Origin of the sequence: Collimonas sp. NPDC087041 (genome assembly GCF_044745265.1) — a bacterium.
Taxonomy (GTDB): Bacteria; Pseudomonadota; Gammaproteobacteria; order Burkholderiales; family Burkholderiaceae_D; genus Collimonas.
The window spans coordinates 48,076-68,441 of the sequence record NZ_JBIUZX010000018.1; the positions used below are offsets into that span (position 1 = coordinate 48,076).

Annotated in this window: 19 protein-coding genes and 2 pseudogenes; 8 read left to right on the forward strand and 13 right to left on the reverse strand. The window is 56.7% G+C overall.

From position 1 onward, the window contains the following. Positions 1-95: 95 nt before the first annotated feature. Positions 96-1,040, reverse strand: a complete 945-nt coding sequence (locus ACIPF8_RS23250; protein ID WP_400425928.1) for a LysR substrate-binding domain-containing protein — start codon at positions 1,038-1,040, stop codon at positions 96-98. A gap of 122 nt (positions 1,041-1,162) precedes the next feature. Between ACIPF8_RS23250 and ACIPF8_RS23255 the strand changes: the two genes are divergently transcribed. Beyond that, the gene (locus ACIPF8_RS23255) at positions 1,163-1,759 is read left to right on the forward strand and encodes an NADPH-dependent F420 reductase (protein ID WP_400425929.1); all 597 of its coding nucleotides are present in this window, start codon (positions 1,163-1,165) and stop codon (positions 1,757-1,759) included. 70 nt (positions 1,760-1,829) lie between these two features. Here the strand turns inward: ACIPF8_RS23255 and ACIPF8_RS23260 are convergent. Further along, positions 1,830-2,135 (reverse strand): annotated as a pseudogene (locus ACIPF8_RS23260) (NAD(P)-dependent alcohol dehydrogenase); the annotation flags it as partial. Positions 2,136-2,451: 316 nt separating this feature from the next. Between ACIPF8_RS23260 and ACIPF8_RS23265 the strand changes: the two are divergent. Next, on the forward strand, positions 2,452-3,000 hold the full coding sequence (locus ACIPF8_RS23265) for a hypothetical protein (RefSeq protein ID WP_400425930.1): 549 nt from the start codon (positions 2,452-2,454) through the stop codon (positions 2,998-3,000). On the opposite strand, the gene ACIPF8_RS23270 is transcribed toward ACIPF8_RS23265, so the two are convergent. Then, complete coding sequence (locus tag ACIPF8_RS23270; RefSeq protein ID WP_400425932.1) at positions 2,997-3,470, reverse strand: hypothetical protein; 474 nt, start codon at positions 3,468-3,470, stop codon at positions 2,997-2,999. The genes ACIPF8_RS23265 and ACIPF8_RS23270 overlap by 4 nt on opposite strands. A gap of 256 nt (positions 3,471-3,726) precedes the next feature. Here ACIPF8_RS23270 and ACIPF8_RS23275 point away from each other — a divergent pair, with 256 nt between their 5' ends. Further along, on the forward strand, positions 3,727-4,221 hold the full coding sequence (locus tag ACIPF8_RS23275) for a GFA family protein (RefSeq protein WP_400425934.1): 495 nt from the start codon (positions 3,727-3,729) through the stop codon (positions 4,219-4,221). Between the two features lie 7 nt (positions 4,222-4,228). Here ACIPF8_RS23275 and ACIPF8_RS23280 read toward each other — a convergent pair whose 3' ends face one another. After that, entirely contained in the window at positions 4,229-5,587 is a 1,359-nt protein-coding gene (locus tag ACIPF8_RS23280; RefSeq protein ID WP_400425936.1) for a hypothetical protein, read from the reverse strand. Positions 5,588-5,971: 384 nt separating this feature from the next. Between ACIPF8_RS23280 and ACIPF8_RS23285 the strand changes: the two genes are divergently transcribed. Together ACIPF8_RS23285 and ACIPF8_RS23290 are read left to right on the forward strand one after the other, a co-directional pair. Beyond that, entirely contained in the window at positions 5,972-8,293 is a 2,322-nt protein-coding gene (locus ACIPF8_RS23285) for an HAD-IC family P-type ATPase (protein ID WP_400425938.1), read from the forward strand. 163 nt (positions 8,294-8,456) lie between these two features. Then, complete coding sequence (locus ACIPF8_RS23290; protein ID WP_400425940.1) at positions 8,457-9,782, forward strand: cation:proton antiporter; 1,326 nt, start codon at positions 8,457-8,459, stop codon at positions 9,780-9,782. A gap of 7 nt (positions 9,783-9,789) precedes the next feature. Here ACIPF8_RS23290 and scpB read toward each other — a convergent pair whose 3' ends face one another. The 3 genes from scpB to ACIPF8_RS23305 are packed head-to-tail and all read right to left on the reverse strand — an operon-like array spanning position 9,790 to position 13,198. Further along, on the reverse strand, positions 9,790-10,593 hold the full coding sequence (scpB, locus tag ACIPF8_RS23295) for a methylmalonyl-CoA decarboxylase (RefSeq protein WP_400425942.1): 804 nt from the start codon (positions 10,591-10,593) through the stop codon (positions 9,790-9,792). Further along, the gene (locus ACIPF8_RS23300) at positions 10,590-11,849 is read right to left on the reverse strand and encodes a CaiB/BaiF CoA transferase family protein (protein ID WP_400425944.1); all 1,260 of its coding nucleotides are present in this window, start codon (positions 11,847-11,849) and stop codon (positions 10,590-10,592) included. Before ACIPF8_RS23300 ends, scpB begins: the two co-directional genes overlap by 4 nt. A gap of 32 nt (positions 11,850-11,881) precedes the next feature. Further along, positions 11,882-13,198, reverse strand: a complete 1,317-nt coding sequence (locus ACIPF8_RS23305) for an MFS transporter (RefSeq protein WP_400425946.1) — start codon at positions 13,196-13,198, stop codon at positions 11,882-11,884. Positions 13,199-13,370: 172 nt separating this feature from the next. Here ACIPF8_RS23305 and ACIPF8_RS23310 point away from each other — a divergent pair, with 172 nt between their 5' ends. After that, positions 13,371-14,309, forward strand: coding sequence for a LysR substrate-binding domain-containing protein (locus ACIPF8_RS23310; RefSeq protein WP_400425948.1), 939 nt, complete (start codon positions 13,371-13,373; stop codon positions 14,307-14,309). Between the two features lie 655 nt (positions 14,310-14,964). Here ACIPF8_RS23310 and ACIPF8_RS23315 read toward each other — a convergent pair. The 4 genes from ACIPF8_RS23315 to ACIPF8_RS23330 all read right to left on the reverse strand — a co-directional run bounded on the left by ACIPF8_RS23315 (position 14,965) and on the right by ACIPF8_RS23330 (position 17,220). Continuing rightward, on the reverse strand, positions 14,965-15,408 hold the full coding sequence (locus tag ACIPF8_RS23315) for a hypothetical protein (protein ID WP_400425950.1): 444 nt from the start codon (positions 15,406-15,408) through the stop codon (positions 14,965-14,967). Beyond that, positions 15,408-15,737, reverse strand: coding sequence for a hypothetical protein (locus ACIPF8_RS23320; RefSeq protein WP_400425952.1), 330 nt, complete (start codon positions 15,735-15,737; stop codon positions 15,408-15,410). Before ACIPF8_RS23320 ends, ACIPF8_RS23315 begins: the two co-directional genes overlap by 1 nt. 254 nt (positions 15,738-15,991) lie before the next feature. Beyond that, on the reverse strand, positions 15,992-16,636 hold the full coding sequence (locus ACIPF8_RS23325) for an SMI1/KNR4 family protein (RefSeq protein ID WP_400425954.1): 645 nt from the start codon (positions 16,634-16,636) through the stop codon (positions 15,992-15,994). Positions 16,637-16,647: 11 nt separating this feature from the next. Continuing rightward, on the reverse strand, positions 16,648-17,220 hold the full coding sequence (locus ACIPF8_RS23330) for a hypothetical protein (protein ID WP_400425956.1): 573 nt from the start codon (positions 17,218-17,220) through the stop codon (positions 16,648-16,650). A gap of 79 nt (positions 17,221-17,299) precedes the next feature. On the opposite strand from ACIPF8_RS23330, the pseudogene ACIPF8_RS23335 reads away from it, so the two are divergent. Continuing rightward, a pseudogene (locus tag ACIPF8_RS23335) lies at positions 17,300-17,653 on the forward strand (LysR substrate-binding domain-containing protein); the annotation flags it as partial. Between the two features lie 38 nt (positions 17,654-17,691). On the opposite strand, the gene ACIPF8_RS23340 reads toward ACIPF8_RS23335, so the two are convergent. After that, positions 17,692-18,687: a GlxA family transcriptional regulator gene (locus ACIPF8_RS23340; protein WP_400425958.1), complete on the reverse strand. Its 996-nt coding sequence runs from the start codon at positions 18,685-18,687 to the stop codon at positions 17,692-17,694. A gap of 149 nt (positions 18,688-18,836) precedes the next feature. Between ACIPF8_RS23340 and ACIPF8_RS23345 the strand changes: the two genes are divergently transcribed. Next, positions 18,837-19,523, forward strand: a complete 687-nt coding sequence (locus ACIPF8_RS23345; RefSeq protein WP_400425970.1) for a DJ-1/PfpI family protein — start codon at positions 18,837-18,839, stop codon at positions 19,521-19,523. 228 nt (positions 19,524-19,751) lie between these two features. Here ACIPF8_RS23345 and ACIPF8_RS23350 read toward each other — a convergent pair whose 3' ends face one another. Continuing rightward, positions 19,752-20,156 carry a VOC family protein gene (locus ACIPF8_RS23350; protein ID WP_400425960.1) on the reverse strand — a complete coding sequence of 135 codons (405 nt, stop codon included), beginning with the start codon at positions 20,154-20,156 and terminating at the stop codon, positions 19,752-19,754. Positions 20,157-20,366: the final 210 nt, after the last annotated feature.

Consider the following 20,366-nt stretch of genomic DNA (forward strand, 5'->3'; position numbering starts at 1 on the left):
CTTATCAATCACCGCCTCAGCGCGGCAAGCCGCCACAAAAACACGCCCGGGACTGCGAGACTGACCGCATAGATACCGCTGCCGCATCTAAATTGCTATTGCGCTCGCCTGGCCTGGTTCCTGATAGAGAGGACCTGCGCCAGGTTCTGCGTGCGGAACGCCTCAGTGACAAAATCGACAAAAGCCCGCGTCTTGGCGGGCAGCAGTTTCTGGCTGGCGAAATACAGTGAAATTGGCCCAATGTCGCTATACCAGTCCGGAAGCAAGCGCTCCAGTGCGCCACTTTCCAGATGCGGCAGCGCATGTGGCACGGCAATCAAACCGACGCCTAGACCCAACAAGGTAGAGGGAAAGATTGCATCTGGACCGCTGACAGTCATTACCGGCTTCTGCACCACCGCCATTTCAGCGCCTGCGCTATTACGCATGACGTAGGTGCGCGGTCGGCCGCTCAACGGTGAACGCATTACGATGGCGGGGAGCTCTGCCAGTCCGGCCGGATCCTCGGGATAGCGTTTTCCGCGCATAAACTCTGGCGACGCGACCGCAATCAAATGCATTCTTCCCAGCTCACGCGCCACCATGCCTGGCGGCAGATCAAAACCACCGCCGATGGCCGCGTCGAAACCGCCGGCGATCAGGTCCAGCGGACGGTTATCAAAGTACCAGTCCGGTGTCACTGCCGGGTAACGTGCGAGAAAGGCCGGCATGAGCGGCAACAGGTAATCCACTCCAAAACCCGGCGGCGCGCTCAGCTTCAGTACCCCGGCGGGCTGCCCGGCATTGACCGTGATATCAGCAATTGCGCTCTGAATACTATCGAGACCGCCCTGCACTGTTTGCAGGAAACGCTCGCCAGCCTCACTCAAAGTCAAGCCGCGCGTGCTGCGCTGGAACAGCCGCACACCGAGGTTGCGCTCCAGCTGTGCGACGTTGCGGCTGACTGCTGCCGGCGTCAGCGCCAGCCGACGCGCCGCCGCCGAAAAGCTGCCGGTCTCGGCGCTACGCACGAAGGATTCCAGATTGGCAAGAGTTTCCATGGTTTGATCTTCAAGCAATACTTGAAACTGATTATAGCTTGATTCTACTAACACTATAAGCCGTAGGCGCCTAAGATTCAACTCAGCAAGACAACTTTTCAATCTCATCCAAAGGAAACATCATGAACATCGCAATTATTGGCGCCGGCGCCATCGGCTCAACTATCGCCCGCATACTTGCCCGCAACGGCATCCAGGCTTCCATCGCCAACAGCCGCGGCCCGCAATCGCTGACAGCCTTGACTAACGAACTTGGTCCGCACATCAAAGCCGTCAGCGCGAAGGAAGCAGTCCAGGCAGATGTAGTATTCGTCGCCGTGAACTGGGACCGCATCCCAGCGGCGCTGAAAGACCTGGGTCCATGGAACGGCCGCATCCTAGTCGACACCAACAATGCGGTTGAAGTACCGTCGTTCAAGGCCGTCAACCTGGGAGGTCGTACCTCAAGCGAAGCAGTCGCAGAGTTGGCGCCAGGCGCTCGCGTCGTCAAAGCCTTCAACCACCTGCCAGCGGCCGTGCTGGATGCAGATCCGCAAGCCAACGGCGGTCGCCGCGTCTTGTTCTTGTCGGGACCAGATGCCGATGCCAAGCAGACAGTAAGCGATCTGATCGCACGCCTCGGATTTGCGCCGGTCGACCTGGGCGGCGTCAATGAAGGGCGTGCAGTCCAGTTCCCCGAGGGTCCGCTGACGATACTGAATCTGGTGAAATTTGACTAATCAGGTGGCGGCTGTCCCAAAGACAAGCGGGACAGCCGCTGCCTGATTCACATGCTAGGACCTTACCTCGAATGGTCGCGCTGGTGCCGAGGGCGCGGGCACGCTCCAGCTTGTCGTCGCTGGATGAGGTAATGAGGGTGCGCGAGCCGGCCGCTTTGGCCAGTTGCAAAGCCCAGATCGATACGCCGCCGGTGCCCAGTAACAGCACGCCGTCGTCAGCCTTGAGGCCACCTTCGACGAACAGGGAATTCCATGCGGTGACGCCGGCACAGGGTATCGCCGCCGCCTGGATATAGTCCAGGTGTGGTGGAATTGCCACCCAGGCTCCCTCATGCAATACGACTTCTTCAGCCAGCATGCCGTCTACCGCTGCTCCCAGCGCACGGCCGGTATTCTGCGGCTTGCATTAGTTCATTTATTTCAATGCGTTAGCTTCACGTCAGTAGTCCGATGCGGTCCGACCCGGCGCAGAAGTAAAGTAACGCCAACTTCCATAGCCATTCATATAACCCCATTTCGGACACATTCGTGCTTTAATGCAAACAGATGCCGGAATCCAACTTTACTCTTATTGATGCAAAGTTGACTGCCTCCGCTTCCGTTGCCTTGCTGTTATAGCAATGATACTTATATCGCCTTCCAGGAAAGTAAAAATTCAGCCCCGTCGGACCACCAATCTCAAGGAGCGTCAAATGAGCAGCATTACGTTGCGCAACAACACCAATTACATCGTCCAGTATGTTGTCAAAAAAGGCCAGCAGATCATTGCTCGCATCCCGGGCATTGAGCCAAACGCCCAGATAACGGTCCCGACCAATGAAATCTTTACGGTCGCCGCCACTGCTTTTATCGATGGCAATAGCTATACCTCGGCGCCGCAAGAGATTCACGGCAGTATGGGCTTTCTTGCCCAAGTGCTCCAGGTTCCTACGCAAGGCACCCGCGAATTCAACGTGCAGACGCTGCCAAGTAATACGCCGGATGCTTTGGAATTCCAGAAAACCTGCCTGGGTACCGTCACGTTCACAATCTCTAAAAATGGAGTTCCGCTACAGAAGATTGTCGTGGTGGACGGGTTCATGGTTCAAACCCTTGATATTAGCGACACCTTCTATGTCTATGCAGTGATCAATGGCGTGACAACTACCACGACGAGGTTCACCAACCCATCGGCAACCATCACCGCGATTACGACCAACTCCGGTCTGGAAAGCGATTACTACACACTGTCCATCAATTAGGATCCCTGGCTGGATTTTGCCGCCTTACACCAAGGAATATGCATGACAACACTCGTCGGCAATGTACCTTGCTGCAATGCTCTTTCTCGCCATAGACATGCGCGCGCAAGGCCCGGTTCTAGTTGCTTTCTGCAAGCGTTGGGTAGTCGATGTAACCGTCTGGGATTTGGTTTGTTGAGCGGCGCGTCGGCAAGAAGACGTTGCGGCAAGTCAGGGTTGGCCAGGAATGCACTACCAAAAACCGCCGCATCGGCTTGGCCCAGTGCTATCCGTTGTTCGGCCGATTCCCTGGTCAGCCCGCCACCCAACAGATACGTGCCGGAAAACAGTGGCCGCAGCGCAGCATGATAATCGTGCGCGGAACGCGAGGTAGCTACGTGCAAATAGGCCAACCCCGACGGCGACAGTTGCTTCACCAGATACGTAAAGGTTTCAATCGGCGCGGCATCTTGTAAATCGTTAAAACCCATTTCCGGACAAATCTTGATGCTGACGCGATCGCAGCCGGCCTCCAACGCACGGCGTGTCGCCTGTCCGAATTCGGCGATGATTGCCGCGACTTCAATAGCCCAAATAGCCTAAAATGATTTCACCGATCCTTTGGCAGAGCAATGAGTATGAAATTCTTCGTGGCCGTCCCCCAGGGTTAAAGGACTCCACCACGCGAGCAATGCACTGGGATACGACGCGAATTTGTCGACCTGATTTATCGATTACGAGGAAACCATGAAACTCAAAGGCTCCTGTCATTGCGGCACAGTTCACTTCAGCCTGGAAAGCAGCACGCCCTACCCTTATCAGCGCTGCTATTGCTCGATTTGCCGCAAGACCCAGGGCGGCGGCGGATACGCAGTGAATATCGGCGGTGATGCCAGGACCTTGAAGGTCACGGGTTGGGACGACATCAGCATCTACCACGCCAAACTCAAACGCAAGGGAGAGCGACGCTCCCACACCAGCACGGCGCAACGGCATTTTTGCCGGCGCTGCGGCAGCGCGCTATGGCTTTACAGTCCGGAATGGCCGGAACTGGTCCATCCATTTGCCTCGGCGATCGATACGCCGCTGCCGGTCCCGCCTGAATATACCCATCTCTTGCTGGCCTACAAAGCGCCGTGGGTGGAAGTCAAGGCCGGCCGAAAAGACAAGCAGTTCGCCCAATTTCCGCTCGAATCCCTACACGACTGGCATGAACGGCTCGGCCTGCTCAGCACGGACTGAATTCAGCTCACTGCCACACCTGCATCAGCATCTGTTCAAAATCGCGGGCGTAACTGTGGATATCGAATAGCGGCAGGCTCTCGCGCCGGCTGCGCAAGTGCGTTCGATACGCCTCCAGGGTGCGCCGATCTTCTATCATGCGGCCGGCGATGGCGACATAGTCCTCGTTGGTTTTCGCGATCAGGCAAGACAGCCCGACGGCATTCAGCAATGACGCAGCCACCCGCGATGCGTACGTTTCTCCCATCAGGGTCAAGACGGGCAGACCCGCCCACAGCGCATCGCTACTGCCGGTATGGCCACCGTAGGGATGGGTGTCCAGCATCAGGTCGGCGCAGGCAAGCCGCGTGATATGGCGGCCGATCGCCTCGGTCGGCGAAAAAAACAGCCGGGCCGGATCCACTCCCCTGAGCGACGCTTCCAGCCGCAAGTTCTCGGCCCCCGAGGTGGGCAGATCCAGCAGCCATAGAACGCTATCGGGATGACGTCGCAATATATCGCACCAGGCATCGAACATCGGCGGTGTGATCTTGAATGTCGAACCGAGATTGGCGAGCACGAACTTGTCTGCCGGCAGACCGAATTCCTCCCGCGAACAAGGCTGAGGAAGTGGCCGCCGCAGGTCGTTGGGCTGGTACGAGAATGGCAGCCTGGCTATCTTTTCGGAGTAGTTGCATTCGAGCTCGGGCGGCACGACAACCGGATCAGCGATCAGGAAATCGACCAGCGGCGCGCCGAAGCCGGACGGATTGTATAGATAGGCGATCTGCACGGTGGCCGGCCGCAGCGCCAACACGCCCACACGCGAATCGCTCGGGTTTCTGAGGAATAGCAAGATGTCGATCGCATCGTTTTCGATCATCTCGGCGATACCGGCGTTGTCCAGGTGCGCGACTTGATGGAAGCTATCGAAAGCCTTGATGATGCGTTGCCGCATCGGATCGTCGGCCGTCGATCCGGTATCGTAGGCGACGTACTCGAAACGGCTCCGATCATGCTCTTCGATCAGGCCGACCATCAGGTGCGTGGTCGCCTGGTTATAAAAATCCGATCCCAGGAAACCGATCCGCAACTTGTCACCGGAGGCGATCGCGCGCCGCGGCCTTGTCGAGGCAGGCGAATCTTGGCGAATCGAGAAATTTTTTGCGTGGCGCCGGCTGATCTCCAGCAGGTCGGCGGCGTTGAAATAGGGAGATGCCAGGACCGGCTCGCCAATCAGGAAGCCGCCCTTATGCCTGAAATTGTCGCGCAAGGCGCACTGCAGAAAATCGTAGCGCTGCCAATTGCATACCCGCAGTGAAGCCACCAGCTCCTGCCCGATCGTGTCGAAATCGCCGGGAAACATTTCGTTAATTCGTTGAAACATCCGCCGCGCTCTTTCTATCTTTCCGTTGTTTTGGAAGGCGTGGGCGGCCTGTACTAGCCGGCCTTTGTCGAAATGTCTGATCATGGAATGAGGCTATAACGAGAGTGTTTGACGAAAGGATCGTTGCGCGCTCAAATTGTACTCTGGCCGGTCACGACGGGGGCATATTTCCCGCCACCTCGCTGCCTGTCTTCAAACTCTCGAAAAAAGGCTGTCGACGCTCGGCAAATAAATGGCAAATAAGCCGCAAAATCCAGCGGCTGATCCTGCTCCCGGGTTTGTTCGGCAACGCACAGACCAACGGCGTCCGGCTAGATAATCTTCGATCTTGCATGCAGCTATCTTGAACAGGCAATTCCGCATAGTTAATCCCAGGAGGGGCTTGTGGTTGACGCAACAATCGGGCTGACGACCAGCCAGGCGCACCAACTACTCAATGAGGGTGGCGCCAATGCGGTTGTTGATGTCACGCAGCATCCGGTGCGGCGCGCGCTGAAGAAATTGTGGGCGCCAGTGCCGTGGATGCTGGAAGCTGCAATCCTCCTGCAGCTTGGCATGGGCGACTACAGCGAGGCGGCGGTGGTCGCACTGCTGCTGTTGTTCAATGCTGCCTTGGGCTTTTATCAGGAGGGACGCGCCCAGGCGACCCTGGATGCACTCAAATCACGCCTGGCGCTGAATGCAACCGTACGGCGCGACGGCAGTTGGAGTACGCAGCCGGCATCCGACCTGGTGCCTGGGGATATCGTGAAACTGACGCTGGGTGCGGTCGTGCCGGCGGATGTGCATCTGATTGAAGGATCGATCCTGCTGGACCAGTCGATGCTTACCGGCGAATCGATTCCGGCCGATGCCGGAGCTGGCGCCGATGCCTATGCCGGCGCACTGGTGCGGCGTGGCGAGGCGGTGGCGCGGGTAACGGCGACCGGCGAACGCACCAAATTCGGCCGCACGGCAGAACTCATCCGCACGGCCCAAGTGGAAAGCTCACAGCAGAAGACCGTTCTCCAGGTGGTTCGCAACCTGGTGCTGTTCAATGGCGCCGTCACGATCCTGTTGGCAGCGTATGCGCTGTGGCTCCCCCTGCCCGGCACCGAAATCGTCCCGCTCATTCTGGTTGCCATCCTTTCCTCGATTCCGGTGGCGTTGCCATCCATGTTTACCCTGGCGGCAGCGGTTGGCGCACGCGCACTGGCCTCGCAAGGCGTCTTGCCGACCAGGCTGTCGGCAGTCGACGAAGCCGCCGGCATCGATATCCTGTGCTCTGACAAGACCGGGACATTGACACTTAACAAGCTCGCAGTCATATCGATCCATGCGATGCCCACATTTGACGAAGCCCACGTACTCGCACTGGCGGCGTTGGCGAGCTCGGACGGCGGCCAGGACCCGGTCGACGTCGCCATCCGTGATGCCGCCTCTCGCAGCCCAGCCCCAGTAACGGATGCAGCGAAATTGATGGCATTCGTACCGTTTGATCCGGCCGTGAAACGCTCTGAAGCAACGCTGCGCCAGCCTGACGGCAGCGTTACCAAGGTTATCAAAGGCGCATTTGCCGTGATTGCAGGATTGTCGGAGACGCCAGCCTCGGCATCGTCGCTCGTGGATGACCTGGAAGCCAAGGGGTATCGGGTTCTCGCGGTTGCTGCCGGCCCGGAAAGCCAGTTAACGATGACCGGCTTGCTCGCACTGAGCGATCCTCCCCGCGACGAATCGGCCGCCCTCATCGCAGAATTGGGACAGCTAGGAGTACGCACCGTGATGGTCACCGGCGATGCCAAGACCACCGCTGAAGTCGTCGCCGCCAGCGTCGGCATTGTGGGATCGACCTGGTCGACGACACCTCTGCCAGACGATATCAAGGCCGATAGCTTCTCAATTTTCGCCGGCGTCCTTCCTGAAGATAAATATAGCCTGGTCAAAGCGCTGCAGAAGGAGAAGCATATTGTTGGCATGTGCGGCGACGGCGCCAACGATGCGCCGGCTTTGCGCCAGGCGCAAATGGGTATCGCCGTCTCCACCGCAACCGACGTCGCCAAATCCGCAGCCGGGATAGTCCTGACAGAGCCGGGACTGGGTGGCATCGTCACTTTGATCAAGGAAGGACGCACGACGTTTCAACGCATCCTGACCTATACACTCCGCTCAATCATCCATAAAGTGGTGCAGGTACTGTTTCTGGCGGCGGGCCTGATCATCACCGGACATGCCATCCTGACACCGCCATTGATGGTGCTGATGATGATTACCGGCGATTTTCTAGCGATGTCGTCATCGACCGATAATGTCCGGCCATCGCCCAAGCCAAATATCTGGCGCATCCGCAATTTGACCATAGCGGGTGTCATGCTGGGAATGGTCGATCTGTTGTATTGCGTCGCTTGCCTGCTGATCGGAAAATTTGTACTTGATCTTGATACCGAGGCTTTACGCACTTTTACCGTGGTTACCCTGGTCTTCGGCGGGCAGGCAGTATTTTATGTTGCACGCGAAAGGCAACACCTCTGGAGTTCCCGCCCGGGCCGCTGGCTGGTGGCATCGTCGATTGTCGACCTGACGATCATTACTACATTGGCCCTCAACGGTGTCATGATGACAGCGCTGACGCTCAACATTATCGCCGGCTTACTTGTTGCCGCGCTGGTTTTCACCTTCGTTCTGGATGCGGTGAAGACTGTATTGTTTGAACGCCTGAAAATCGTTTGATCCTGCGCTCATTGACGTAGACCTCATGGAGGTCGACCTGAGCCAAAGCAGACGCTATGTGCAATAGCGTACGGATCGGATCCCTTACGCATGCGAAGCTGAATCCTTCTTCAAGAGTCCACCTATTTTTCTGCTATGAGGTGTCGCTATCGATAAATCAATCATGTGGTACCTGATTGTCGGCGCCCTGCTTCTGTCGATGGGATTGATGGCGTCTTTGCTGGAGCGATTGCCGATCAGTCCGGCCATGTTCTATCTGCCTGTCGGTTACATCCTGGGGCCGGCAGTGAGCGGTCTCATCAATGTCGCTCCCGCCCAGCATGCCGAACTGTTGACGGCGCTGGCCAAGATGGCGTTGCTGTTATCGCTGTTCACCGTCGGCCTGAAGTTGCGCATGCCGTTCCGTGACCGCATCTGGCGCTTGCCACTGCGTCTTGGCGTATTGGCAATGCTGGTCACGATTCCACTGGTGGCGCTGACCGGCACGTTTGTCTTCGGCTTGCCTCTCGGCGCAGCAATTCTGCTCGGCGGCATCCTGGCGCCGACCGACCCGGTGCTGGCATCCGACGTACAAATCAAGAATGTCAACGACCGCGACCTTATCCGCACTAGCCTGACTGGCGAAGGCGGCATCAATGACGGCACCGCCTTTCCGTTTGTCATGCTCGGGCTGGCCTTGCTCGGCGTGCCCGCAGCAGCCACCTACAGCGATGCCTATGCCTTGTTGCACGTGGCGTGGGGCGTCATCGCCGGACTCGTCGGCGGTTGGTTATTGGGTTGGCTGGTCGGGCGCCTGGTGGTCGGGCTGCGGCGCACATTCCAGTTGGCGCTGGGTATGGAGGAATTCCTTGGGATCGGCTTGATCGCACTTTCCTATGGCCTGACGGAGCTGATTCATGGCATCGGCTTTCTAGCAGTGTTTGCTGCCGGGCTAGCGATGCGGCGCATCGAATCAACCAACAGCGGACAGCAGGATTTGAACCCGGACGATAACAAATCGGTGATCAACACAATGTCTGCAAGCGATAACAAAGAGGTCGCTACCCATCCGACCAAGGCATCGGCATACATGACAGAAACCGTGCTCAGTTTTAATCAGCAGATGGAGCAGTTTGCCGAGTTCGTGATGGTAACCCTGGTCGGCATCCTGTTGTCGCACATCGGCTTTTCGGTGGCCGGCGCGCTGTTGGCGCTACTCCTGTTCTTTGTGATTCGGCCGCTCTCCGTGGCAATCGCATTGACTGGCGCCGATGTCACGCCGCTACAGCGACGTTTGATGGCATGGTTTGGCATCAAAGGCATCGGTTCACTGTATTACCTGGTGTTTGCATTGCAATACCAATGGCTTGCACCCGCCGGCTTCCATTCGTCAGCTCTGGCGCCGCGCGTCAGTTCCATGGTGCTGACGGTGGTGACCATGTCGATCGTCATGCATGGCATCTCAGCGACACCACTGATGGAAATGTATCAGCGCCGCCGCCTTCGCTGAAATCTATTTAAAAGCCTCGAAATACCGGTTGCCGACGTTCGGCGAAAGCAGCCAGCCCCTCACTGAAATCTTCACTGGCGCAAGCCTGCCGGCGCAGTTCGGCAATTTGCTCCAGCGCCTGTACCGGCAACGGTTGCATGTCTTCCAGAATACGCAGTTGCTCCTTCACCGATTGCACTGCCAGTGGCGCCTTGGCAGCAATACCAAACGCCATATCGAGCGCCGTCGATTGCAGCAAGTCTTGCTCGACCAGGCGGTTGATGATGCCGAAATGGGCAGCACGTTCAGCGTCCAGCGGCTTGGCGCAGAAAAACATCTCCTTGAGCAGGTGAATCGGCAGGTTGTTAAAGAAACGCAATAGCCCGCTGGTAGTGTATGGTAGCCCGATGTTGGCCGGCGTCATGGCGAAGCGCGCACTGTGGTCCGCCACCACCAGGTCGCAGCTCATCGCTAGGTCGACCGCGCCGCCCCATACCGATCCCGATACCATCGCGATGACAACGCCGGGATAGGCACGCACGCTGCGCAATACCTTTTCCAGCGGCTTGCCATAGGCCAGCGGATCGCGGTCATGCGCCAGCTCGCCGAGATCGTGGCCGGCGCTCCAGACCTCCTGCCCGATTCCGCTGCCGAGCAGCACAACCGGAATGCGTTGCGCCGCCAGCTCTACCAGACGGGCATCCAGCGCGTGCAGCAGATCGGCACTTAGCGCGTGGCGTCGAGATGGATTGCTGAACACGATCTGGCCGATGCGCTCGTCGACGATATGGGCGGTGACCGTAACCGCAGTTCCGTTTTCAGGCAGGCTCATTGCGTTACCTCCACACGTTGTTCGGCCGCGGCAGGCTGCGGGGCCGGTGATTCTTTTGCGCCCTGATACACCGCTTTCGCCGCCACTAACGCTTCAATCGAGGCGTCATCGAAGCCGATTTCACGCAGCGCCTCCAGCGTATGCTCGCCAAGACCAGGCGGCGGCCTGCGGGTAACTGGTGTGGCGCCATCCGTCCCGTAACGCGCTACCGGCGTAACCACCTGCCGCAATGCGCCAAGCGTCGGATGCTCAATCGTTTCGACCAGGCGACAGTGTCGTACCTGGGGATCGTCAAACACTTCGGCCAGTGTATTGATCGGCCCGGCCGGCAAGCCGGCGTCGATGAACAATTCACTCCATTCCCGTTTGCTGCGGGTTTTCAGGCGCTCTTCAAGTATCGATTTCAGTACATCGCGATGCGCCACACGCATTTCGTTGCTGGCGAAGCGCGGATCGTCCGGCAGCGCCGGCAGATCGAGTAACTGACACAGCCGCAGCCACATGTCGGCGGTAATCGGCGCCAGGTTGAGTGGGCCATCTGCGGTTTCGAATACGCCGTACGGCGCGATGACCGAATGGGCATTGCCGGTACGCTGTGGGATTTCGCCCAGGCTCAGGTAGCGCTGGCCGTGCACACTCAGCAGGCCAACCAGGCTCGACAGCAACGAACTGCCGACATGCTGGCCGCGTCCGGTGCGTTCACGCTCAAGCAGTGCGGCGAGTACCGCCATAGCCAGCCACATGCCGGAACTCATGTCGCCGATGGCGGTGCCGGTGCGGGTCGGATCGCCGTCGGCAAAGCCGGTCAGGCTCATCATGCCGGAATAACCCTGGGCGATCTGGTCGAAACCGGGCCAATCGCTCAGCGGGCCATCAGCGCCGAAGGCGTTGATGCTGCCCATCACCAGGCGCGGGTTACGGGCGCTCAGGACCTCGTAGCCTAGCCCCATGTTCTCGATTGTGCCTGGCTTGAAGTTCTCGATCACGACGTCGGCACTATCGATCAACCGGTGCAAGGCGCTCATGCCTTCCGGCTTGCGCATGTCGATGCAGATCCCGCGCTTGTTACGGTTGCAGGACAGGTAATAGGTGCTGACGCCACGATCGAACGGCCCCCACGTGCGGCTCATGTCGCCGCCCGGCCCCTGCTCCACCTTGATCACATCGGCGCCGAGGTCGGCCAGGGTCATCGAGCAGAACGGCCCCGATAGTGCACGACTGAGATCGACAACCTTGATTCCTTTTAATGCTTGCATCTGGTTCTCCAGCTAATTGATGAGCGAAGTCGCTATTCGGGCAGTTTCTGGTCGCGTGTCTCAACCGCAAAAGGCAGGATCAGCAAGCCGACTCCAAATGCCGCCGCGGTCCAGGCCACCGGCAGGCCGAGCGAACCCTGCCACTGAATCGCTGCCGCCAGCAGGAAGTTCACGCCGGCGCCGAGGAAGCGGCCGATTGAGGCGTTGAAAGCGAAGGCTGTGGCCCGTATCCGGGTCGGATATTGTTCCGGCAGCCACAGCGAGAAGATCGCGAAATTGCCGCCGAAGAAACCGAGGAAAAGCAGCGACACCATGAACAGGTTGAGGCCATCCGGCTGATAAAAGACCCAGCCGAATGCAAACACGATGGATACCGCCATGCCGGCAAAGTAAATCCCGAGGGCGCCGCGCCGGCCCACCCGTTCGGCCAACCAGGGTGCAGCGAGACAGCCGAGAATGGTGGCAAACGAGAGAATCGCCGCGCCAATCGAAGCCAGGTGCACCGCGCCGATGCGATCGATACCGGCGCGGGTCGCCAGCGTAACCACCGCGCTAGCTTCATATACCGAACCGGCCCACAAGCCGATCACCGCCACGCCGACCAAAGTGGCGCTGGTCAGCGTGCGGCGTCGGAAGGCTGGCGAGAACAGTTCTTTCAGCGAGCTGCTCGCACTCACGACGGCAGCCACACCCTTTGACGCCTTGTCCCACTGACCAGGCTCCTTCACCCGCAGCACCGTGAAAATCGCCAGCAACGCCGGCGCCAGACCGCACAGGAACATGGCGCGCCAGCCGTACGTCGCACCGATCGTGTAATTCAGCCAGGCAGCAATGAAAAAGCCCAGGTAGTAGCCGGTTTGCAGATAACCGGCGCCCATCTTGCGGCGATCCTCCGGCCAGCTTTCGGCGACATAGGTGCCGGCCAACGCCCATTCGCCACCGACGCCGATACCGGCAATCAAGCGAAACGCCGCCAGTTCCCAGACATTGTGCGCAAACGCGGCGGCGCCGGTAAACACAGAATAAATCAGAATGCTGGCGGCCAGGGTCTTGACGCGGCCAAAGCGGTCAGCCAACGGCCCCCAGATAAACGACAGTCCCCAGCCGATCAAAAACAAGGCAAACAGGATAGAGCCGTACATGCCGAGGTTGCCGGGAGTTGCGGCGATACCGGACAGCGGCAGCAATTCGGTAAGGGCCGGAATCAGCACCAGCGCATAAATCACCGAATCCACGCCGTCCAGCACCCAGCCTGAGTAGACCGCCCAGAATCCGCCGATCTGTTCGCGGGTGAGCGGTGTGCGCCGGGGTTTGACACCCGTCGGATTGATAGCAATTGCCTTGTTCATTCTTGTCTCCTTATCAACCTGTATCGGCTGTGGTGAAGCGCTTCCAGGATGGCTGCCCGGTCAGCATCGATTTTTGTGAGTCAAGTATAGGGAGGCACTAAATACTTTAAAAATATGTTATTACTCTATCTCTATAGGATTAACGTATGGAATAACTACAAAGGAGATGACAATGGATTTGCGGCAATTGCGCTATTACGTGAAGGTAGTCGAATGCGGCAACGTCACGCATGCCAGCGAACTGCTGCATATCGCCCAGCCCGCAGTCAGCCAGCAGATGCGCAACCTGGAGCGCGATCTGGGGATGCAGTTGCTGGAGCGCAGCGTACACGGCGTGGCGCCGACCGCAGCTGGACAGACGCTGTACCGGCATGCGATCGAACTGCTTCGGCAAGCTGACGCCACCCGCGATCTGCTGCTTCAGGATGCCGAACGGCCGCAAGGCAAAGTGTCGGTGGGCATGCCGTCCAGCACCGCCCGGGTGCTAGCGATGCCGCTGGCGCGCATGGTGCGCGATCGTTATCCGGGAATTGTGCTGGAACTGATCGAAGCCCCCAGCGCCGATCTGGGTGGACTGATCGGCGGCGGCCGGGTGGAAATGGCGGTGGTCGCAGACGCGGTCGAGACGCGCGGGGTGGCGTCGCAGCGGTTGGTTACCGAAGTGCTGCACCTGATCGCGTGGCCCGATTTTCCATTGCCAGCCGGGCCGCTGCAACTGGCCGAACTGGCGCGCATGCCGTTAATCCTTCCCAGCGCACCGAACTCGATCCGCAGCCGTGTCGAATGGGCCTTGCGCGAAGCCGGCCTATCGTGCGAAGTACAGTTTGAAGCAAGCTCCACCGCGCTGCTGTTCGCGGCAGTCATCGCCCGCCTTGGCGTAACTATCCTGCCGTGGTCGGCAGCACATGTCGAACTCGACGAAGGCAAGTTGAAACTGGCCAAGGTCGACCACCGCCTGTTTTCACGCGATCTGTCGCTGTGCTGGCACGATACCGAACTGCTCAGCAATGCGGTTCAGAAGGTCAAGTCGATCATTCTGGAATTGTTTGATGTGCTAGGGCGTCGTCCGGAATGGACCACCGGAATGCACGGTCAGGATGAAAACTCATGAGCAGAGGTGATCGTGGTTCGGTTTCGAGTGGAGTGTTAGAAATACGCGCGCCTTGAAATCCGCACGAAATAAGGCGGAAAATCCCTTGGCAGGACCAACGTTGAAGAAGCGCGACCTTCCGCTTGCGACCCATAGCGGTCCTTCAACTGTCCCCAAAGCTGCCGTTCAACATGGGCGGTTCCGCTGCTATTCGCGTTAGTCGTCTCAAACGCAGCGTTAGAGCTCATGTACGCAAAATCTCGAGAATTTCAAGCAACCTAGAGACCTTTTTTCGGGCACCAGCACGTATATTTTCAGGAAGCAATTCGCCGCAGACACTAGTCCACTGCTCAAGGAGTAAGTCGAACTCTGATAACCCTACCAAATGTGCGGTCGCAATCGAGTAATACATTCTGCGTTCGAGATTGTTAAAGAGAAAGTGCGTGTTTGCGCGAGGCGATGAATTGAGCCCGATGGCACACTCTGTTAACGATGAATAACGTTCGAAAAAAGGCAAGCGTCTTCTTTCACTGCAACAACAATTGATTGGGCCACCTGGGCTAAATCTGCATCAGAAGCTGAATCCGCCAAAAAATAGGAATACTGTCTAGCATTTGACGGGGGAAATACGGCCCATACCCCACACTTGTGACCTATTTATGAATGCTTTTCATGCCTACTGCTGCGCCTTGTTTGCATTCTGCTGTTGGTTGTCGAAGACCGTACGAATGAATTTCCCCGTACGCCTATCCACAGACGCGGTAACCAATGTTAGCGGGCAAGTCTGCGTTCTTTGGCCCGCCATTCCAGTTAGTTGTGGCAAGCCATAAAAGACATTTTTCTTGTCGTTAAAATCGATTATCCATTTGCCGCCAAAGTGCTTACGGAATACTTGCCCGACATATCGAGCCATGCCGTCTACCACTTTTGCTTCACTCTGTTTCTTGATGTCGTCGATCGTTGGATAGTTCGCCAAGGCAAATTCCTCAATCAAACTTAACGATTCTGGCGAAAAATCCAAACGTGCTGCCATATCTGCGGGGATGAACTGGCGAAACCGTTCAATGGCATCGCTCATGTCCATCAACCAAACCTGAAACTGATCATCTTCCTTAGTCATCATTGATTCCCAAACTTGAACTTGATGCCCGCATTAGTAAGGGCATCTTGTAATGGTTGGGAGGCGGTATCACGGAATACCCACTGAATATCCCAGCCACTCTGAGCTAACGCCTGGTCGCGCGTCACCTCCCAAAGGTTGTCTTGAGTGGCGGTCTGGTAGCCAGTTTTGTATTCAATCCCTCGCTGAGTCGCCACATCGGCAATGTCCAAGCGACGCGCGTAATCCACGCCATCGACGTTGGCATTGACCGTCACTTCGCGTTGGCCCCAGCCAAGATTTGCGTGATAAGCATCCACGGCCTCATTCGCGGCGGAAGCACGTGTCATATTTGCGTCGTAGACATTAGACCAGCGGTCGTAAGTCCAAGTACCGCCGTTATCTTGATATTCCTGCCAACGAGTCGCTCTGTGCAGATCACTACCGGCTGTCAACTCGCCAGTAGCGCTAGAGCCACCAACACTCTCTGTTGCGGCCCCCTTACTACTGAAGAATTTAAAATTCAGTCAAGGAGAGCCGCATGTCACAGAACAAACGAGCGCGCTATACGTTGGAATTGCTGCTACCAGATTCGCAATTCTTGTCAATTGGACGCAGACGGAGCAACGCGCTTAGCTAAAAACGTTGCTATCGCTGTTCTGAAATGCACATTTGGAGTTTCAGTGCCGAAGTTATCTGCGCTTCCTGAGCCACCGAGCATTGGGCTCAAAATAGGAGCATAGTGCATACCAGCGGGCAGCAAACCCAAAGCAGAACGCACCGCATCATACCTAGGCTCGTCGAGCAAAGCATATTGATTATTTAGTACCTCGCTAAACAATCGCCCTTCGCCACGCGCAACAGAGAATGCATCGAACGTATCTACACTAAACAAGACGTAGATCAATTTACCGCCCTTTTCTCGGCGAAATCCAAGTTGGTCACCGAAACATGTCTCAGCAAAGAATATGGGGCCGCCATCTTTTGGCGATGGATAAACGCTTCGCCAAAAGTCTTTCTTATTCCAATCCAAAAGCGAGTCTCTGGGACTATCCTTACCAGCTTCCCCAAAGAAATAAAGCACTCGGTCACCGAAGTAACCGGAACCCGACACCTCCCAGAACTTCTTAAGTTCTTCGGGAACAGGGCAACCAAGTTCAGCCTGCACCCTGTCGGCTAGGGACGCGGCGTCGATTGGCGCCGAATGCTCACCCTCTCGCGGAAACGCCTTAAAAAAGCTTTCGAACATATTTCCCCGCATCAGTGCCAAACGATGTTGAAGCCCCAAATCGGGGTACCCACTGGCAAATCCTTGGTGGCATTGTACTCCAAAGTCCCCATCAATTGATTGGCTCTTGCTGGTGCCCAATTTTGGTTTTCAAATACTTGTCGTCCACCGAATTGCCTAGATACAAATTCATCCACGTTCTTACCCGGTGCTACATTGCCAATCTTTACGGACGAAATCGGCTGACCTGGAGCCAAAGTGTCGCGAGCAAATTTCTGACTCAATCGATATTGATAGTCAACGCCTGCGCCAACTTCGCTCGTCTCAGCGCCCCCCAAGATACGTAGCTCGGCGATGCTGTATTTGTGGTTTATCCACGCAATCTCTTCAGGTGAAAAATCAGCAGCATTAAGGTTAATCGTAGGCTTGATACCCACTTGAAGAGCGGTGCCAGGTCTCAGCGCATCGGTTTTAAACTTGTTGGCCAAAGAGCCTTTCACGGATGCGTCTACTTTGCCAACACTTTCTGTTGCAGCACCAACCTCAGTGGTCTCTGACACACCCCCAAAAGCCCGCCCCCCCAATATCCCAGCACCAAATTCCATACGGACGCCGGGGTCAGGTCTTGCACCGACACATTTTTTTCTCTAGTGCTTGAGCAATATGTCATTGCAAGACCTGACCCCGACTTCAGTGCGCAGCCGTGTCGAATGGGCCTTGCGCGAATCCGGCCTGTCGTGCGAAGTACAGTTTGAAGCAAGCTCCACCGCGCTGCTGTTCGCGGCAGTCATCGCCCGCCTTGGCGTGACTATCCTGCCGTGGTCGGCAGCACATGTCGAACTCGACGAAGGCAAGTTGAAACTGGCCAAGGTCGACCACCGCCTGTTTTCACGCGATCTGTCGCTATGCTGGCACGATACCGAACTGCTCAGCAATGCGGTTCAGAAGGTCAAGTCGATCATTCTGGAATTGTTTGATGTGCTGGGGCGTCGTCCGGAATGGACCACCGGAATGCACGGACAGGATGAAAACTCATGAGCAGAGGTGATCGCGATAAAGGTCTTCCATATGGCGGGTCAAAATCGCTCCCTCATTTCTTTGGGCGACAGCCCGAACTGGCGAACAATTGCGTCGCGCATCGAATCTTCCGAGTCGAAACCTGCTTTGGTGGCAATCTGTTTCATGCGCATGTTGGTGGTATGCAGATAGGTGCGCGCTAACTCAGTGCGAATCTTCTCCAATGCCTTAGAGGGGGTCGTTCCAACTTCTTCCTTAAATTGTCGATGAAAGGAGCGAAGAGATTGACCAGCAATAGACGCCATGTGCTCTACGGTCCATGAAAATTCTGGTTTGTTGATCATTTGTTGAAGTAAGTTGGCATACTGTGTCCCTGACGCTTCCTGCAAAGACAAAGGCTCACTGTATTGATTCTGCCCGCCTGGCCTACGCAAGTAAACCACCAGCCGCCTTGCAACTTTCGCGGCAAGAGTGGCGTCATGATCTTCCTGGATCAGCGCTAACGTCAGATCGATTCCTGCCGTCACTCCGGCCGAAGTCCAGACTTTTCCATCCTTCAGAAAAAGCGAATTGGACTCAACTTGCACATCCGGGAACTCATGAGACAGACGCTCGCAGGAACGCCAATGTGTCACGGCGCGCCGGTTTGCCAGCATTCCTGCCTGCGCCAACAAGAAGGCCCCCGTACAGATGGAGCATATCCGTTTGGAGCGTTCGCACAATTGATGTAACGCATTCCTAAATTCGGAGTTTTTCTGGGCTCCATCGTGCACTCCTGGGCCACCTGGAATGATCAGCGTGTCGATATCCAGATCAAGGTCAATCGGCTCTGCGTTGATCGAAAATCCCGAAGCAGTCTGAATTTTTTCTCCTGTGAATGCCCGCACGTTGACCACGTATTGGGGGGATGCGCCCTCCTCATTAGCCGTAATCAATGCTTGCGCCGGACCAGAAAAATCAATGGGCTGTACGCCGTCAAAAACGAGAATGGTGACTTGCCGTGCTGGCATTTTTGGACTGCTATTTGGCATAAACTCCCCGGCTTTGTTGCGCATAATCGATATTCGGGTATACCACAAATTTCAAGGAGGTCAACATGGATGAAAAGCGCAGAAAACTCTTGCAGGCGAGCGGAGTAGCCAGTGTATTGCTGGCATCGACCACGGCCAGATCGCTGGCTCAAGGAGTTTCAAAAAACAGACCCATGCACGTGAACATCATCACGGTTCCTGACATGGTCCAGCTTGATATCACTGGCCCCTATGAGGTGTTGGCGCGAACACCAGGTTGGACAGTCAATTTGGTTGCCGCTACGCGGGAGGCGGTACGTACCGATCGCGGATTGCGTTTGTTGCCCGATGTCACACGAGCGACAGCCAGGCCGTCGAACATATTGGTCATTCCAGGCGGGACGGGCATCGACACCGCGATGCTGGATGCCGAATGGGTAGATTATGTGCGTACGGAAAGCGCAAAATGCGACTATGTGTTTGGCGTCTGTACCGGCTCTTTACTGCTGGGTGCCGCGGGACTTCTGAAAGGAAAGCGCGCAGGTGGCCACTGGCAAGCGCGCGACATGTTGTCGCAGTTCGGCGCCACTGTCTCAAATGAACGGATGACCCGTGATGGGAATATTTACACCTCCGGAGGTGTGACGTCCGGTATCGATATGGCTCTACGAGTTGTGGCCGATATTGCCGGCCTCGAAACAGCACAAAAGATCCAGTTAGCGATGGAATACGATCCGGCGCCGCCGTTTGCCGGTGGAACCCCCTATACGTCCCCTCCGGAAATTGTAGCCGCTGTGCTCAAGGACTCGACCAAGCGCCGAGCCCTGCGGGAATCAATAGTTGCGGAGGCTGCTCAGAGGCTAAATCGCTCTGGCGGATGACAGAGATGCTATAGGAGGCATGAAGTCACGGGAATATTGATATAGAAAGTTACTCAGGGAGGAGCTGCGAAAGGCAGCAACGTCCGTTGGACACGTTGCTGGCATCTTCCTGATCGCCGCCATGCAGTGCCTCGCAGATAGCGGCAGTGATAGCCACGACGTCATTGTTCGCGGGAGAGACATTCCAGAGCAATAGCCAACCGAACAGTCCGATTTGGCGCTCCATTGTCAATTCGCAATCTCGTCATAACCTCGCTCAAGAAATTGAACGAAGCAAAAACCATTGCCGAAGGGATCTGCCATATGCGCGAGTCGCCCCCACTTGTGGGTAGCGACGGGCTCCTCAAGCCGCGCTCCGACTGAGACGGCCTTCTGAACCGCAGATTCGATTTCTTCAACGACAAAATCGAGATGGACTGGCGTCCAATGGCGATCGTAGGTACGGCGCTGAGCAGTTGTGCTCGCTGCTTGCGTTCCCTCAGCTTTGACCAAGAGGTAAATCGGCGCTGAGCTCCCCAACATTTCCACGCCGCTGACGCCGAAGCGTCGACCGACTTTTAATCCAAACGACGCTCCGTAGAAGCGAATTGCCTTCTCAAGGTTGTCAACGTCGATGTTTGCGAGAAGTTCCATGACCTCTGCTCCTGTCATCCAGCAGTTATGCTACCGAGACCTGCGGCCCTACATTAGCAATGTCGATATTTTAATATTACAACGTCGATAGAAGAATATAGCGACCGACCGCTTCTGGCCGGTAGCGGACAGCTATTCAGGCCGCGTCCGTTAAAAATCAAAGAGCTCGTTCGAGAACGATTTCCCACGCTGCTTTGGGTTTCTGATACT